Genomic DNA, 15,113 nt, shown 5'->3' with positions numbered 1-15,113 from the left:
CGCTGCCCAAGGGTCTTCCTATCGGCAATCGCCCTCGCAGCGACCGTCATCTATTGGCTATGAGTCCTGAGCCTAGCCCCTTGCGCCACGCCGCGCCCCATGCGATGGAACAGACCATGAACGGGCTGCCCTTCCCCTTTGCCGGCGAAACCCTGACCGCCCTGCCCTCCGGCGCGCTTCACTGGCCTGCGCAACGGTTGCTTTGCGTCTCTGATCTGCATCTTGGCAAATCAGAGCGCATGGCCAGGCGCGGCGGCCCGATCTTGCCGCCCTATGAGGCCCGCGAAACCCTCACCCGGCTCGACGCCGATATCCGTGCCACCGAGCCTGAAACGGTCATTTGCCTGGGCGACAGTTTCGACGATCTCGACGCCATGCGCGCGCTGGAGGATCAGGCCCGCGCCATGCTGACCACGCTCATGGCAGGCCGCCGCTGGATCTGGATCGAGGGCAATCACGATGCAGGCCCCGTCGATCTGGGCGGCAGCCACCTTGAACAGCACCGGGAAGGCCCCCTCACCTTCCGCCACATCGCCACCCCCGGTGCGACTGGCGAAATCTCCGGCCATTACCACCCCAAGGCACGGCTCCCGCTCAAGGTCCGCAGCCTCACGCGCCCTTGTTTCCTGCGCGACGACACGCGCCTTATCCTGCCCGCCTATGGCACCTATACCGGCGGGCTGCACACGGACCGGCCACCGCTCAGCACCCTGATGGGGCCGGGCGCGCAGGCGATCCTGTTGGCCAATCCCCCCCTCGCGGTCCCCATGCCCCGCTAGGCGACGCTGCGTTCTTTCCGCTCCCGCTTGCCGCACCCCCTGCCCCCCGGCAGGATAGCCGGACAGGGAGGACGGAACATGGACCAACGCATCCGCGACAGCTTTGACAAACAGGGGCTGATGACGAGCCTTGGTGCGCGCATCGACAGCATCGACACAGGCCGGGTCGTAATTTCCGCCCCGATCCGCCCTGAAACCAGCCAGCAGCACGGCTTTGCCCATGCGGGCCTGACCTTTGCCCTGGGCGACAGTGCCGCGGGCTATTCGGCGCTGACCACCATGGCCGATGGGGCCGAGGTCCTGACCGCCGAGATGAAGATCAATCTGGTTGCCCCCGCAGATGGCGCACGGCTGATCGCCACCGGCGAGGTCATCAAGCCCGGCCGCCGTCTGGTAGTGACGCGCGCCACGGTGGAAACCGAATACTCTGATGGCACCCGCAAAATCGTGGCGGTGCTTCAGGGAACAATGGTGCCGATCTGACACCACCCTTGTAGACATAACCGAATCGTTATATACGGTTTCCGTTATGAATGCTTCGATGGACAGTCTCTTTGCGGCCCTCGCCGACCCCACCCGCCGCGCGATCGTCGATCAGCTGCGCAAGGGAGAGGCCAGCGCCGGCGATCTCGCCCGCCCCTTTGCCTTGTCGCAGCCCGCCGTATCGCGCCACCTCCGCACGCTGCGCGAGGCCGGGCTGATCGACACCCGCCGCGCCGGGACCAAACGCATGTTCCGGCTGAAACCCCATCGGCTCTCCGAACTTGACGCCTGGCTGGACAAGTTCCGGGCGATCATGGAGGCGAACTATGCCCGCCTCGACACCCTTCTGGCTCAAGAGGACCCCAAGGATGACACTTGAAACGAAACTTCAGGGCGACAGGCAGCTTATCCTGACACGGGCCTTCGCCGCCCCGCCCGACCGCGTCTTCCGCGCCCATACCGAGGCCGCGCTTGTCCGCCAATGGATGTCCGGCACCATGGGATATGTGGTGTCGGACTGCACCTACGACGCTCGCCCCGGCGGCAGCTTCCGGGTGGTCTGGGAAAGTGCAGATGGCGACATGCCCAGCTTCTCCGTCTCAGGTGAATTCCTTGCCCTCGACCCGCCCCACCGGATCGAACATGTGGAACGCATGCATCTGCCGGAGATGACCACCAGCGACAATCATATCGTCACGGAGTTTGCCGCGGACGCAAGCGGAACCCTGATGACCATAACCATGACATTCGACAGCAGCGACGCACGGGACGAGGCGATTGCCACCGGCATGACCGAGGGGATGGAGGCCTTCTACCTGCAGCTCGATACGCTCTAGCGGCGGGCCACTGGCGGCTCAGCCCGCTTCCGTGGAAAACCCCGCCGGTTTGTGGCTGCCGTCACAGAAGGGTTTATTGGCGGACTGCCCGCACCGGCAGAGAAAAACCTTCTCCGCCCGCGCGATCCGCGCCCCGGTGCCAGAGGTGACCTCAACCGGCCCCACCAGCCCGACCGGCCCGTTCGGCACCGGACGCACCTCCAGCGCCTCGCCCATCCGCGTCTCGCTGTCCTTGTCCGACGGCACGGGCTCTCCGGTCGCGGTGAACCCGGCTTTCACATGGGCATAGTCGCAAAACGGCTTGTTGGCGGACTGGCCGCAGCGGCAGAGCGTCATTCGGGTGAACCGCTCCTCCCCCATGCGCAGATCGCCCGACAGCTCCACCGGCCCGTTTTCCTGCACCCGGACCCGGTTGATGGGCCGGGGCCGTTCCTCAACCCCACCATCCAGCCGCCGGAATGCCAGCGCGCCAGAGGGACAGGTGCGGATCATCGCCGCGATTTCTTCCGCCGGGGCCGCGTCCGGTGTTGCCCAGGGCCGCCGGGCTGGATCGAAGACCTGAGGCAGGTTGAGAAAGCAATTGCGCGCATGAATGCAGCGCGCCATGTCAAAGCTGATCTCGATATCGGTGCCGGTGTAACTGCGAGGCTTGGCCATGAGCGGGCTCCTGTTCTGCGCGGGGTCGCCCGCAGCCTAGACGCCCCGGGCGCACATCCCAATCAAAACATCGTCAACCATGTCCCGCACCCTCCCTTTCATCTTGGCGACAAATACCTCCGCCGGAGGCATCCCGCCCTCACCACCATTCCAACCGCCGGAGTGGGCAGAGCTTACGGCCGCCTTCAGATCCGTAGCACACGCCTCTCACCCCGCGCGGGGGAAGGGCCTTCCAAGGCCCTTGTGAAGAGGTTTCGAAACCTCTTCCCCGCGCAAGCGGCACGGGTGCAGGCCCGATCCGACCGGTCTCGGAAATCCGGGTTTCGTCTGCACGGGTGGTGTACGGGGGGTGTACAGGGGGTGTACGCATGGCACCCCCCTCTTTTCAGCCCGTCAGGCGGTCAGCCCTTCCGGCTCCGCCAGCCCGTTCGCCCGGCAGCAGGCGGTCAGCGTATTGGCCAGCAGGCAGGCGATGGTCATCGGCCCGACCCCGCCCGGAACCGGCGTGATCGCGCCCGCGACCTCGGCGCAGCTGGCATAGTCCACATCGCCGACCAGCTTGGTTTTCTCCGGGTTCTCCGGGTGCTGGATGCGATTGATGCCCACGTCGATCACGGTGGCACCAGGCTTGACCCAATCACCGGGGATCATCTCGGGCCGGCCCACGGCGGCGACCAGAATATCGGCCCCCTGACAGACAGCCGCCAGATCCTTGGTGCGCGAATGCGCGATCGTCACGGTACAGCTATCACCAAGCAGCAATTGTGCCATCGGCTTGCCCACGATATTCGAGCGCCCGACCACGACCGCATTCATGCCGGAAAGCGACCCATGGTGATCGCGCAGCATCATCAGGCAGCCCAGGGGCGTGCAGGGCACCATGCTTTTCTGCCCGGTGCCGAGCAGGCCAACGTTGGAGATATGGAACCCGTCCACGTCCTTCGCAGGGTCTATCGAATTGATAACAAGGTCAGAATTCAGATGTCCGGGCAGCGGCAGCTGCACCAGGATGCCATGCACGGACGGATCGTTGTTCAGCCGAGAGATCAGCGCCAGCAGATCCTCTTCGGAGGTGTCGGCCTCCAGCTTGTGCTCGTAGCTGTTCATGCCGACCTCGACGGTCTGCTTGCCCTTGGAGCGGACATAGACCTGACTGGCCGGGTCCTCGCCCACCAGCACCACGGCAAGGCCGGGGGTGATGCCCTGCTCTTCCTTCAGCCGGGCCACATGCTCGGCGACCTGCGCGCGGACCTTGGCCGCGAAGGCCTTTCCGTCGATAATGGTTGCACTCATCCGTCTTTCCCTTCCTTGCCGATGACCCGCTCTTCGCGGGCGATCACCGTCTCAATCATGATTCGCCACATGGATTCCGCAAGATCCGCATCCATGCCCGCCGCGTCTGCCCGCGCCCGGACGTGGTCCAGAACCTGACGCACCCGTGACGGGGCCGCAGCCGCAATCCCCTCGCGCGCCTTCAGCTCCGGCGCGCGGTCCGTGTAGCGCTGACGCTCTGCCAAAAGCACCAGCAGCGCCTCGTCAATCTCGTCGATGCAGCTGCGAAGCTCTGCCATTGTCTGCACCGATCCCGGCGCGGGGCGATTGGTCATCGCTCAGACCTCCGTATTCGCAAAGGCCGCGCGGTAATGCTCCATCTGCATCCGCGTGGCCAGAACGGCGTTCTTCATCAGCGTGGCGACCGTCACCGGCCCGACCCCGCCGGGCACGGGCGTGATCCAGCCCGCCACTTCTGCGCAACTGTCGAAATTGGCGTCGCCCACGGTTTTCGGGCCGTCCGCCGTTTCGATCCGGTTGATCCCGATATCAATCAGCGCCGCGCCGGGTTTCAGCATGTCGCCCGTCACCAGCCCCGGCTTGCCCACGGCCACGAACACCGCATCGGCGGCGCGGCTGTGCATCGCGACCGAGCGGGTCATGTGGTGGCAGACCGTGACCGTCGCGCCAAGCCCCATCAGCAGGAAGGCAATCGGTTTGCCCACGATCTCGGAATGGCCGATCACGGTGACGTTCAGCCCCTCCATCGGCAGGGGTAGCGTCTTCAGAATCTCCACCGCCGCAACGGCGGTACAAGGCCCGAGCGCGAGGTCGTTATAGACGATGTTGCCAATGGAGGCGGGGTGCATCCCCTCCACATCCTTCAGCGGGTGCACGGATTTTTGCAGCACTTTCACCGGGATATGGTCGGGCAGAGGGCGCTGGATAATGATGCCATTGACACGCGGGTCGGCATTGAGGCCCTGAAGGATGCCGGTCAGTTGTTCCAGCGAGGTTTCCGCCGGGTAGTTTCGTGCCTCGAACTCCACCCCCGCGCTCTCGGCGCTCCTTTGCTGGTTGCGCACGTAGAGTTCGGCCGCAGCGGTATCGCCTACGGAAATCGACACCAGCTTGGGTTGCCAGCCTGCGGCAGCCAGGTCCTCTGCCTCTGCCGCCACGCGGGCGCGCATGTCTGCCGCGATGGATTTGCCGTCGATCAGGGCTGCACGCATATGCGGGAAATCCTCATGTCGTATCTTGGAAAACGCATGGAAAAGGGGCGGCCCGAAAGCCGCCCCATTAATCGGACCTCAGAACAGGCCTTCGACGAGGCCTTCCTCGTTGATGCGGATGGTTTCCGCCGCAGGTTTGCGCGGCAGGCCCGGCATGGTCATGATCTCACCGCAGATCACCACGACGAAGCCAGCCCCGGCCGACAGGCGCACCTCGCGCACCGGCACCGAATGGCCCGTGGGCGCGCCACGGCGGTTCGGGTCGGTGGTGAAGGAATACTGGGTTTTCGCCATGCAGACCGGCAGGTTGCCATAGCCCTGGTCTTCCCATTCCTTCAGCTGGTTGCGGATCTTGCCATCGGCCAGAACCTCGTCGGCGCGGTAGATGCGCTTGGCGACGGTTTCGATCTTCTCGAACAGGCTCAGCTCATCGCCGTAAAGCGGGGCGAAATTGCCCATGTCGGCATCGGCGATTTCCGCTACGCGGGTTGCCAGTTCCTTGGTGCCTTCCGAGCCCTTGGCCCAGTGCTGACACAGGATCGCTTCCGATCCCATTTCAGTCACGTAATCCTTGACCGCCTGCACCTCGGCATCGGTGTCGGTGACGAAATGGTTGATCGCCACGACAACCGGCACGCCGAAGGATTTGACGTTCTCGATGTGACGACCGAGGTTCGGACAGCCCTTCTTGACGGCCTCGACGTTTTCCGGACCCAGGTCGGCCTTGGCGACGCCGCCGTTCATCTTCATCGCGCGCACGGTGGCGACGACCACCACGACGGACGGCGCGAGGCCCGCCTTGCGGCACTTGATGTTCATGAACTTCTCGGCCCCCAGGTCGGCGCCGAAGCCCGCTTCGGTCACCACGTAATCGGCCAGTTTCAGCGCGGTGGTGGTGGCGGTGACGGAGTTACAGCCATGGGCGATGTTGGCGAACGGACCGCCATGCACGAAGGCGGGGTTGTTTTCCAGCGTCTGCACCAGGTTCGGCTGCATTGCGTCGCGCAGCAGAACGGTCATGGCGCCATCGGCCTTGATGTCGCGCGCATAGATCGGGCTACGGTCGCGGCGGTAGGCCACGATCATGTCGCCGAGGCGGCGCTGAAGGTCGGCCAGATCCTTGGCAAGGCAGAGGATCGCCATGACCTCGGAGGCAACGGTGATGTCGAAGCCGGTCTGGCGCGGGAAGCCGTTGGCGACGCCACCGAGCGACGTCACGGTATCGCGCAGGGCGCGGTCGTTCATGTCGAGCACACGGCGCCAGGACACGCGACGCTCGTCGATCTCCAGCTCGTTGCCCCAGTAGATGTGGTTGTCGATCATCGCCGACAGCAGGTTATGCGCGGCGGTGATGGCGTGGAAGTCGCCGGTGAAGTGGAGGTTCATTTCCTCCATCGGAACGACCTGCGCATAACCGCCGCCAGCTGCGCCGCCCTTCATGCCGAAATTCGGCCCGAGCGAGGCTTCGCGGATACAGATCGCGGCGTTCTTGCCGATGGCGCAGAGCCCGTCGCCCAGACCCACGGTGGTGGTGGTCTTGCCCTCGCCCGCGGGCGTCGGGTTGATCGCGGTCACGAGGATCAGCTTGCCGTTCTGACGGTCCTGAACGGAGTTGATGAAGTCCTGGCTGACCTTGGCCTTGTCATGGCCGTAGGGCAGCAGGTGATCGGACGGGATGCCAAGCTTGTCGCCGATCTCCTGGATCGGGCGTTTCTTTGCTTCGCGGGCGATTTCGATGTCGGTCTTGAAGGCCATTTTGAGTCGGTCCTGTTGGCAGGGGGCAGTTATCTGGACACAGCCATAGCGAGAAAGCCCCGACCGGACAGGGGCGTTTCCGACGTTTTCAGGCTTTCATCCGCCAATTCCTGTTTCCGATGCGCGGCATGAAAAAACTTTTGAACCTGTAAGGGGCACCAGACGACAGATTGATACACAACGCGCCATATCGCTCTGGAGAATTCAAATGACCGCACCCATCGTTCTGATCCACGCAGGTTTCGCTTTCGGTGTCAGCCTTGCCGTGACGGTTCTGGCATTGGTATGAGTTTTCAGCGTCCGGCCTGTCTGCCGGACCACAATGTTTTCTTCCACAGGACCTGAGCGTGATTGACGCAAAAGACCAGGATCCGGCATTTCCCCAAAGGCCCCGAAGATGGCGACAGGTCATCCGGGGCCTTGATTGGTTAAGCCTTTTCTTTGTCGGCTACATGGTCATTGGCGGGCTGATCCGATCCCGCCTTCCTGACCGGGCCTATTCAGAAGACTCCTGGTATGGCTGCCGGCTGACAAGCGGCTGGTTCCATATCTCTGCCCATTGCCCGGATACCGGTTTGGGCCGCGTCGTGGAATTCTGGGTCGAGAGCACCTTCACGATGGGGCTGTTTCCCTTTGCCCTGCTGAACGGAAACATGCTGTCCGGCCATCAGCCATGGTACCAGATCGCCCCGGCCGTGGTGTTCGCGGTGCTTCAGATCGCCCTGTTTCTCTGGCTGGCCGTCCTGCTGATCAGACTGCCCATCCGGGGCGTTCTCTGGATCCTTCGTACCTTGCGGGCCTAATCCATCCCGCGCGCTGTGGCCAGATGCGGCCAGACCGGCTGATCGGGGATATGCAGACGCAGCGCATCGCCCACGCTCAACACCCCTTCCCGTTCCACCCAGGCCGTCACCCCGCGCCGCCCCTGTGCCGCTGTCTTGAAGGCCTTGCCATGGCCCGGTCCCTCGGCGTCGATGGGTTTCGCAGGCAGGTGACAGGGGCGGTTTTCCATGTCGATGACCAGCGTCACGCCATCGGGCCCCTGCAGGCGCGACGAGGGCGGCACATGGGTGAAATCGGGGATGCCCTCGATCACGAGGCTTGCCCCGACAAGCGCGGGGTCGAGCGCCTCCACCCCCATTTCGGCGGCGATTGCGGCAAGCTCCTCGGCGCTCAGCACTGTCAGTTGCCGCACATTGCGGATCTCGGTGCCCCTCGGATGCTGGGAGATCACCCGGCTGCAAGAGGGCCGAGTCAGACCTGCATGGGTCTCTTCCTCATATCCACCAAATCCGAGCGCCATACTGTCCATGGACCGCGACGGCAGGCCCATCTCGCGGTCGGGATTGGCCCCAAGCCAGACCACGCGCGCGGTGAAGGAGGTGGGCAGCAAGGCGGGCATGGGACTTCCTTTCCGGTTGACGCGCCCAGATGTGACGCGAGGGCCGGAAAGGTGCAAGGGACAGATTGCGGAAAAGAAGAACCCCGGCGCTGAGGCCGGGGTTTTCGTGGTCTGTTTCGATCAGGTGGTCGGCTCAGGCTCCAGGCTGCCATCATCCGACGGCTTGGCCTTGGGCTTGGTCTTGGGGATGGCCGTGACCGAGGCGGTTCCGCCGGTATCGGTATCGTCGTCATCCTCGCCCCGATTGAGCGGCTCACCGGCGATCACCTTGGTGATCTCGTTGCCGGTCAGGGTTTCGTATTCCAACAGGCCCTGCGCCAGACGTTCCAGATCATCGGCCTTTTCGGTCAGGATGCGCTTGGCGGTCTGGTAGCCTTCGTCCACCAGTTCCTTGACCTTGTCGTCAATGACCTTCTGCGTCGCCGCCGAATGGTTGGTGCCACCGCCGTAAGACCCCAGATGCGACTGCTGTTCGTTGGCGTAGTCCACATAACCCAGTTCTTCGGCAAAGCCGAACTGGGTCACCATCGCGCGGGCGATCCGGGTCACCTGCTGGATGTCCGATGCCGCGCCGGAGGTCACGTTTTCCGGGCCGAAGATCAGCTCTTCCGCGACGCGGCCACCCATGGCCATGGCGATCTTGGAGGTGTACTTGGTGTAGCTTACCGACAGCTGGTCGCGTTCTGGCAGCGACAGCACGAGGCCGAGCGCCCGGCCACGCGGGATGATCGTCGCCTTGTGGATCGGATCGTGCTGCGGGACGTTGAGGCCGACAATCGCATGCCCGGCCTCGTGATAGGCGGTCAGCTTTTTCTCGTCCTCGGTCATGACCATGGACCGGCGTTCGGCCCCCATCATCACCTTGTCCTTGGCGTTCTCGAAATCCTCCATCGTCACGAAACGACGGCCCACACGGGCAGCCATCAGCGCCGCCTCGTTCACGAGGTTGGCCAGATCAGCACCCGAGAATCCCGGCGTGCCGCGTGCGATGATGCGCAGGTCCACGTCGGGGCCAAGCGGCACCTTGCGGGCGTGAACGCCGAGGATCTTCTCGCGGCCCTTGATGTCGGGGTTGGGCACCTGCACCTGACGGTCGAAGCGGCCCGGACGCAGAAGCGCGGGGTCCAGAACGTCGGGGCGGTTGGTGGCTGCAACGATGATGATGCCTTCATTGGCCTCGAACCCGTCCATTTCCACCAGCAGCTGGTTCAGCGTCTGTTCGCGCTCGTCATTGCCGCCGCCATAGCCCACGCCACGCGACCGGCCAACGGCGTCGATCTCGTCGATGAAGACGATACAGGGCGCGTTTTTCTTGGCCTGTTCGAACATGTCGCGGACACGGCTCGCACCGACACCCACGAACATCTCCACGAAGTCCGAGCCCGAGATGGTGAAGAAGGGCACGCCCGCCTCACCCGCAATCGCACGGGCCAGCAGCGTCTTACCGGTGCCCGGAGGGCCGACCAGCAGCGCGCCTTTGGGGATCTTGCCACCCAAACGGCTGAACTTCTGCGGATTGCGCAGGAACTCGACGATCTCTTCCAGCTCTTCCTTGGCCTCGTCGATGCCGGCCACGTCGTCAAAGGTCACGCGGCCATGCTTTTCCGTCAGCAGCTTGGCCTTGGACTTGCCGAATCCCATGGCCCCGCCGCGCCCGCCGCCCTGCATGCGGTTCATGAAGAAAATCCACACGCCGATCAGCACCAGCACCGGCAGCCACATCATCAGACCGGCCATGAAGCCCGACTGTTCCTGCGGCCGTGCCTGGATGCGCACGTCATTTTCCAGCAGCACCGGGGTCACATCGACCTCGGACGGACGGGTCGTTTCGAACGTGCCCTGCCCGGTGGTGAACTGGATCGTTTCGCCATCGAGCACCACGTTGCTGACAGACCCGCCCTCAACCTGCGCGATGAAGTCGGAATAGGCGACGCTGCGCGCGCTGACCGTGGACTGGTTGCCGCTGAACAGATTGAACAGAGCAAGGATCAACAGAAACAGGATGACCCAGAAGGCGATATTTCTCGCATTGCCCAAGAGAATTCTCCTTACATCGGCGCCCGGGGAAGGTCCGCGCCGGACACTGTGCCTAAAATAGGCATGCAGCCCCTGACTTCAATGCGATTTTAACGCGGCGTGAAAACCCGCCGATGCGGCATATTCGCAACGGATCGCGTCGTCGTTCCAGAAACCGGGCACGGCCAGCAGGGTATCGCCCTGCCAGACACCGGGCCAGGACAGCAAAGCGGCATGGGGCAAGGTCGCCGGGCGGTCCCATTGCGCCAACCCATCCTCGCCCAAAGCGCGGATCGTGGCGACGGGGTGGGCGGGGGCCAGAACGCGCCAGCGCCCGTCCCAAAGCGTTTGACCGTCAGCCGGGGCCGTCAGATCAGCGACCGCCTTGAATTCACGCACCATCATCAGGCTGTCGCGCGAGGGAATCAGGCGGCAGCCCTGCAAGGTGCCCCCCTGCCCCTCCAGCGCGCGGTCGAGCGTGGCCGAAAGCGAGGCAAGCCGCGGTTTGTATGGGGCCCCCGACAGGCAGGCCAGCCCGTGCGACACCAGCCTAAGGCGGGTTTCCTCTTCGGTCCGCTCAAGGCCCGCCCGGTCATAGATCAGCAGCCCCTGTCGGTCGGTCACGATCCTGTCAGCCAAGTCCCGCGCCCGCGCCAGCAGAGCAACCCGCGCCCGCGCCATCGAGGCGGCGGTGTCGGCAAGGCGGGAGGCATCGATTCCAAAGGGGGCCAATTGCGTAAGCAGCCGTCGCGCCCGCACCCGGTCATAACGGGGGTCGTCATTGGTGGGGTCCTCGAACCAGCGCATGCCCTGCCGTGTCAGCCAGACACGCAGGTCGGCGCGGCTCTCAGCTAGCACCGGACGCAGGATGTCATCGCGGCCAAAGCGACCCTCGGGCATGGCCGAGAGCCCATCAACCCCCGATCCGCGCGCCAGCCGCATCAGCACGGTTTCGGCCTGATCGTCCTGCGTGTGCCCCAGAAGGATCGCACCGATCCCCTCCCGCGTGCAGAATTCGCGCATCAGGCCATAGCGGGCATCCCGCGCGGCGGCCTGCAGGTTGCCCTTGCCGTCCCACCCGGTCCAGTACAGCGTGTCGTGCTGCGCGCCCATGCGCATCGCCTCTCGCGCGACCAGCAGGGCCTCGTCGCCCGCCTCTGGCCGCAGCCCGTGATCGACCGTCAGCGCATGGATACGGCAATGGTTTTCCTCGGCCCAGTCACAGGCCAGCCCAAGCAACGCCAGCGAATCCCCGCCGCCGGAAACCGCAACCGCCAGCCTTTCGGGCCGGTGTCCCGCCAGCAGCCGCTCCATCGCGGCGGCAAAGCGGGCATCAAGCGTCAATTGCAGCCGATCCGTGTCATGGCGGCGCGCGCCTCCAGTACGATGGGAGAGGAGGGATAACGGATTTCCACCTCGCCAAGGGTCAGGCAGGCCTCATCGCGCTGACCCAGTTCGTTGAGGCTGGTCCCCAAACGGTACAGGCTTTCGGGGGCACTAGGGGCGTCAGGCGCACCGCTGAAGCTGGCCAGATAGGCCCGCGCGGCCCGGTTCCAGGCACCTTGGGCGGCCTCGGCCTCGCCCCGCCAGAAATGCGCCTCTGCGCTGAGTGCACCGCCGGGATAGGTATCAGTATAGGCCTGGAAGCCCTGCGCGGCCCCGGCATAGTCGCCTTCTTCGTAAGCTGCCATCGCGCGGTCGAAATCGCTTTGCTCGGCTTCGGCAAGGCGCGGTCCGTTGGAGCCGCTCGTCACCGGCAGGGCCGGTGTTGCAACCGGCGCGCTGCCACCGCCAAGCGTGGGTGTGTCCCCAAGCGAGCCGATATCGCAATCGTCCTCCAGCTCGCACAGGCGAAACTCCAGATCGCCGATCCGGTTGGTGCCGTCGGACACGATGCTATCGACGCGGATCTGCAAATCTTCCGTGGCGCTGGTCAGGCGGCGCAGTTCTCGTTCAATCGCGTCGACGCGTTCCAGCGTGCTGCCGCCGCCCGTGCCCGTCACCCCGCCGGTGGTGGACAGTTCCGTGCGCAGGCGCTGGATCTCGACCCAGAGGACCGACAGTTCCTGGCGGATATCGGCCAGCGTCTCGGACCGGCTTTGCGCCAGCGCCGCCGGGGTGGGCAGCGCCAGGACAAGGGCGAAGATCAGCGCGCGCCGCATGGATCAGGCCCCCGTTCCGATTTCCAGCACGGTCACCGCGCGGCGGTTCTGCCGGTAGCAGCTTTCCTCGGAACAGATCGCGAGCGGGCGTTCCTTGCCATAGCTGATGGTCCGCAGCCGGCCCTCGGTGATGCCCCGGGTCAGCAGGTAGTCGCGGACCGCTGCGGCCCGGCGAGCACCAAGCGCGAGGTTGTAGTCCCGCGTGCCCTGTTCATCGGCATGGCCTTCGATCAGCGCGTTGTATTCCATGTTGCGCAGCAGCCAGTCGGCCTGATCGTCCAGCGTCGCGCGGCCTTCGGCGGTCAGGGTAGATTGATCGACTTCGAACAGCACCCGGTCGCCCACGGTTTCGTTGAAATAGGCTACCGAGTTGGGGTCGCCCGCCGCACCCGCACCGGCACCTGCGCCGCCACCCATGCCCGCGTCACCGAAATAGCGGTTGTCGCCACAGGCCGTCAGGCCAAGCACCGCCACCAGAAGGGTCAGTTTCAGAAAGAGTTTCATCCTGCGTCGTCCTCATTGAAGCGCTTTTATTGGCGCAAGGGTATCACGGGTGGGCTTTCGTGAACATGCCCCTGCCCGTTGGAAAGCTTATTGCAACTGCGGCGACCAGGCCGGGTCGGAGGCCATGCCGGGGGTCGACACGCGTTGCAGGTTGCGGCCCGAAATATCGACCGAGTAGATCGCGGGCGCGCCATCGGCCCCGGCGGTTTCTCGGGTGAACATGATCACCCGGCCATTGGGCGCCCATGTGGGGCCTTCGTCCAGGAATGACGACGTAAGCAGCCGTTCCTCGGACCCGTCCGTGCGCATCACACCGATATGAAAGCGCCCGTCCTGCTGGTTGGTGAAGGCGATAAGATCGCCACGCGGCGACCAGACTGGGGTGCCATAGCGGCCTTCATTGCGGCTGATGCGGCGGGCGTCTCCGCCATTTGCGGACATTATGTAGAGCTGCTGAGACCCCGAGCGGTCGCTTTCAAAGACGATCTGGCTGCCATCGGGCGAGAAACTGGGGGCGGTCTCGATCGAGGGCGCGTCGGTCAGGCGGCGGCGGTCCCCCGTTGCCAGGTTCAGCAGGTAGATATCGGTATTGCCACCCCGCTCTTCCGAATAGACCACGCTGCGCCCGTCGGGCGAGAACCGGGGGCTGAAGGTCATGGCCAGGCTGTTCTCGGACAGCGGACGGCTGCGCACGGTCGCCAGGTCCATCAGATAGACCTGCGGGGTGCCGCTTTCGTAACTGGTGTAGAGGATGCGATCCCCGGTTGGCGAAAAGCGCGGGGCCAACACCAAAGACCGGCTGTCGGTCAGGAACTGCACATTCGCGCCGTCGTAATCCATGATCGAGATGCGGCGCAGCCGGGCGTTCTTGGGGCCTTCCTGCGCGACGAACACCACGCGGCTGTCGAAATAGCCGCTTTCGCCGGTGATCCGTTCATAGACGTGATCGGCCACCGTATGGGCCATGCGCCGCCAGCTGTCGGGGCTGCCCACGAATTGCAGGCCCGAGCCGAGCGGCTGTTCCGAGAACACGTCAAAGAGCCGGAAGCGCACCACAAGCTGCCCGCCCTCCATCGTGACCGAGCCGGTGATCAGTGCCTGCGCGTTGATGGCTTGCCAGTCGCTCCATTGTACCGGGCTGTCGAAACTGGTGACCGAGGAAATATGTGCGCTGCGCGGCACTTCGCGGAACAGGCCCGTGCCCACGAGGTCAGCCGCAATCACACGGGTGATATCGCTGGCCGCATCTGTGGCCGCACTGTTCCCGGCAATGAATTCCGGCAGGGCGAAGGGCAAGGGCTCGATCACACCTTCGGTGATCTCGATCCGCAGAGGGCCGGGGCTTTGCGCGGTGGCGGGCTGCGCACTCAGCGCGGCGACGGCCAGCAACGAGGCCAGCAGGGCGTGAAACAGACGAGTCATTTATGGCTCAACTCCTCGGGGCGGAAGGTCATCATGGAAATATCGCACGGATTATAGCGATCACATAGAAGATCGGAACCCGGCCCGTGTCGGCAGGTTCTTGCGCCTTGGGCGCGCAGGGGGCGGGCCTGACGCATCATCTGAGCCGCATCTCCTCGGGGTTGAAGGTGATCTCCAGCACCCGCCAGTGGTCATAGCTTTCCTCGGGCAGGTCATAGCCATTCGCCCCGCAACGGATCACCGCCCGGCGCGCCGCTTCATAGGCCTGACGGGCCGCCGCATCGGACCCGCCGCGCGAGTCGATCATGCGGATGGAGCCGGTTTCGGGCCGTCCATCGCGCGACATCTGGACCGATATCGTGACAACGGTCTGCAACGCCTCGGAGGACAGGCTGCCGACGTTCCAGCATTGCTGCACCGCCAGCCGCAACCCGTCCCGCTGCCCGGCGGAGAGCGGCGGGCCAGAGGGCGCGGCGGGTGCCGGCGGCGTTTCAGTTGCGGCCTCGGCAACCGCAGCGGCAATCGCATCGGCCAGCGGGTCGCGCTCCTCCACCTCGGGCGGGCTGTCGGGCACCGGGGCCTCCGCCACGGTA

16 protein-coding genes and 1 pseudogene are annotated in these 15,113 nt (G+C 64.7%); 5 read left to right on the top strand and 12 right to left on the bottom strand.

What is annotated here, in order from left to right; all coding sequences use genetic code 11:
- Nucleotides 1–116: 116 nt before the first annotated feature.
- The 4 genes from pdeM to RBB16_RS19445 all read left to right on the top strand — a co-directional run bounded on the left by pdeM (nt 117) and on the right by RBB16_RS19445 (nt 2,098).
- Nucleotides 117–779, top strand: coding sequence for a ligase-associated DNA damage response endonuclease PdeM (pdeM, locus tag RBB16_RS19460; RefSeq protein WP_306047698.1), 663 nt, complete (start codon nt 117–119; stop codon nt 777–779).
- A 78-nt stretch (nt 780–857) separates the two neighbouring features.
- Complete coding sequence (locus tag RBB16_RS19455) at nt 858–1,262, top strand: PaaI family thioesterase (protein ID WP_306047697.1); 405 nt, start codon at nt 858–860, stop codon at nt 1,260–1,262.
- A 58-nt stretch (nt 1,263–1,320) separates the two neighbouring features.
- Entirely contained in the window at nt 1,321–1,641 is a 321-nt protein-coding gene (locus tag RBB16_RS19450) for a metalloregulator ArsR/SmtB family transcription factor (protein WP_306047696.1), read from the top strand.
- Complete coding sequence (locus tag RBB16_RS19445) at nt 1,631–2,098, top strand: SRPBCC domain-containing protein (protein ID WP_306047695.1); 468 nt, start codon at nt 1,631–1,633, stop codon at nt 2,096–2,098. The genes RBB16_RS19450 and RBB16_RS19445 overlap by 11 nt, the downstream gene beginning before the upstream one ends.
- Before the next feature lie 18 nt (nt 2,099–2,116).
- Here RBB16_RS19445 and RBB16_RS19440 read toward each other — a convergent pair whose 3' ends face one another.
- From RBB16_RS19440 to RBB16_RS19420, 5 genes are all read right to left on the bottom strand, one after another.
- A complete protein-coding gene (locus RBB16_RS19440; RefSeq protein ID WP_306047694.1) occupies nt 2,117–2,755 on the bottom strand; it encodes a CDGSH iron-sulfur domain-containing protein in 639 nt (212 codons plus the stop codon).
- Between the two features lie 393 nt (nt 2,756–3,148).
- On the bottom strand, nt 3,149–4,048 hold the full coding sequence (folD, locus tag RBB16_RS19435) for a bifunctional methylenetetrahydrofolate dehydrogenase/methenyltetrahydrofolate cyclohydrolase FolD (RefSeq protein WP_071688855.1): 900 nt from the start codon (nt 4,046–4,048) through the stop codon (nt 3,149–3,151).
- Nucleotides 4,045–4,362, bottom strand: coding sequence for a chorismate mutase (locus RBB16_RS19430; protein WP_306047693.1), 318 nt, complete (start codon nt 4,360–4,362; stop codon nt 4,045–4,047). The genes folD and RBB16_RS19430 overlap by 4 nt, the downstream gene beginning before the upstream one ends.
- 3 nt (nt 4,363–4,365) lie before the next feature.
- Entirely contained in the window at nt 4,366–5,259 is an 894-nt protein-coding gene (locus RBB16_RS19425; protein WP_306047692.1) for a bifunctional 5,10-methylenetetrahydrofolate dehydrogenase/5,10-methenyltetrahydrofolate cyclohydrolase, read from the bottom strand.
- A gap of 78 nt (nt 5,260–5,337) precedes the next feature.
- The gene (locus RBB16_RS19420) at nt 5,338–7,014 is read right to left on the bottom strand and encodes a formate--tetrahydrofolate ligase (protein WP_306047691.1); all 1,677 of its coding nucleotides are present in this window, start codon (nt 7,012–7,014) and stop codon (nt 5,338–5,340) included.
- Between the two features lie 347 nt (nt 7,015–7,361).
- Between RBB16_RS19420 and RBB16_RS19415 the strand changes: the two genes are divergently transcribed.
- On the top strand, nt 7,362–7,817 hold the full coding sequence (locus RBB16_RS19415) for a hypothetical protein (RefSeq protein ID WP_306047690.1): 456 nt from the start codon (nt 7,362–7,364) through the stop codon (nt 7,815–7,817).
- Here the strand turns inward: RBB16_RS19415 and RBB16_RS19410 are convergent.
- From RBB16_RS19410 to RBB16_RS19380, 7 genes and pseudogenes are all read right to left on the bottom strand, one after another.
- Nucleotides 7,814–8,416 (bottom strand): MOSC domain-containing protein, encoded by a 603-nt coding sequence (locus RBB16_RS19410; protein ID WP_306047689.1) that lies wholly within the window; start codon nt 8,414–8,416, stop codon nt 7,814–7,816. The two genes, RBB16_RS19415 and RBB16_RS19410, sit on opposite strands and share 4 nt — an antisense overlap.
- 120 nt (nt 8,417–8,536) lie before the next feature.
- Nucleotides 8,537–10,453, bottom strand: a complete 1,917-nt coding sequence (gene ftsH / locus RBB16_RS19405) for an ATP-dependent zinc metalloprotease FtsH (RefSeq protein ID WP_306047688.1) — start codon at nt 10,451–10,453, stop codon at nt 8,537–8,539.
- Between the two features lie 78 nt (nt 10,454–10,531).
- Complete coding sequence (gene tilS / locus RBB16_RS19400; protein ID WP_306047687.1) at nt 10,532–11,776, bottom strand: tRNA lysidine(34) synthetase TilS; 1,245 nt, start codon at nt 11,774–11,776, stop codon at nt 10,532–10,534.
- The gene (gene ybgF / locus RBB16_RS19395; RefSeq protein ID WP_306047686.1) at nt 11,773–12,594 is read right to left on the bottom strand and encodes a tol-pal system protein YbgF; all 822 of its coding nucleotides are present in this window, start codon (nt 12,592–12,594) and stop codon (nt 11,773–11,775) included. The genes tilS and ybgF overlap by 4 nt, the downstream gene beginning before the upstream one ends.
- A 3-nt stretch (nt 12,595–12,597) precedes the next feature.
- The gene (gene pal / locus RBB16_RS19390; protein WP_306047685.1) at nt 12,598–13,098 is read right to left on the bottom strand and encodes a peptidoglycan-associated lipoprotein Pal; all 501 of its coding nucleotides are present in this window, start codon (nt 13,096–13,098) and stop codon (nt 12,598–12,600) included.
- A gap of 87 nt (nt 13,099–13,185) precedes the next feature.
- On the bottom strand, nt 13,186–14,520 hold the full coding sequence (gene tolB, locus RBB16_RS19385; RefSeq protein WP_306047684.1) for a Tol-Pal system beta propeller repeat protein TolB: 1,335 nt from the start codon (nt 14,518–14,520) through the stop codon (nt 13,186–13,188).
- A 136-nt stretch (nt 14,521–14,656) separates the two neighbouring features.
- Nucleotides 14,657–15,113 (bottom strand): annotated as a pseudogene (locus tag RBB16_RS19380) (energy transducer TonB); the annotation flags it as partial.

The organism is Nioella sp. MMSF_3534 (assembly GCF_030732985.1).
Lineage (GTDB): Bacteria > Pseudomonadota > Alphaproteobacteria > Rhodobacterales > Rhodobacteraceae > Nioella.
This window is presented reverse-complemented; position numbering and strand designations above follow the sequence as displayed.

Coding starts and splice junctions, on each gene's coding strand:
- pdeM (WP_306047698.1), top strand. CDS start 117: ATGAACGGGCTGCCCTTCCCCTTTGCCGGCGAAACCCTGACCGCCCTG.
- RBB16_RS19455 (WP_306047697.1), top strand. CDS start 858: ATGGACCAACGCATCCGCGACAGCTTTGACAAACAGGGGCTGATGACG.
- RBB16_RS19450 (WP_306047696.1), top strand. CDS start 1,321: ATGGACAGTCTCTTTGCGGCCCTCGCCGACCCCACCCGCCGCGCGATC.
- RBB16_RS19445 (WP_306047695.1), top strand. CDS start 1,631: ATGACACTTGAAACGAAACTTCAGGGCGACAGGCAGCTTATCCTGACA.
- RBB16_RS19440 (WP_306047694.1), bottom strand. CDS start 2,755: ATGGCCAAGCCTCGCAGTTACACCGGCACCGATATCGAGATCAGCTTT.
- folD (WP_071688855.1), bottom strand. CDS start 4,048: ATGAGTGCAACCATTATCGACGGAAAGGCCTTCGCGGCCAAGGTCCGC.
- RBB16_RS19430 (WP_306047693.1), bottom strand. CDS start 4,362: ATGACCAATCGCCCCGCGCCGGGATCGGTGCAGACAATGGCAGAGCTT.
- RBB16_RS19425 (WP_306047692.1), bottom strand. CDS start 5,259: ATGCGTGCAGCCCTGATCGACGGCAAATCCATCGCGGCAGACATGCGC.
- RBB16_RS19420 (WP_306047691.1), bottom strand. CDS start 7,014: ATGGCCTTCAAGACCGACATCGAAATCGCCCGCGAAGCAAAGAAACGC.
- RBB16_RS19410 (WP_306047689.1), bottom strand. CDS start 8,416: ATGCCCGCCTTGCTGCCCACCTCCTTCACCGCGCGCGTGGTCTGGCTT.
- ybgF (WP_306047686.1), bottom strand. CDS start 12,594: ATGCGGCGCGCGCTGATCTTCGCCCTTGTCCTGGCGCTGCCCACCCCG.
- pal (WP_306047685.1), bottom strand. CDS start 13,098: ATGAAACTCTTTCTGAAACTGACCCTTCTGGTGGCGGTGCTTGGCCTG.
- tolB (WP_306047684.1), bottom strand. CDS start 14,520: ATGACTCGTCTGTTTCACGCCCTGCTGGCCTCGTTGCTGGCCGTCGCC.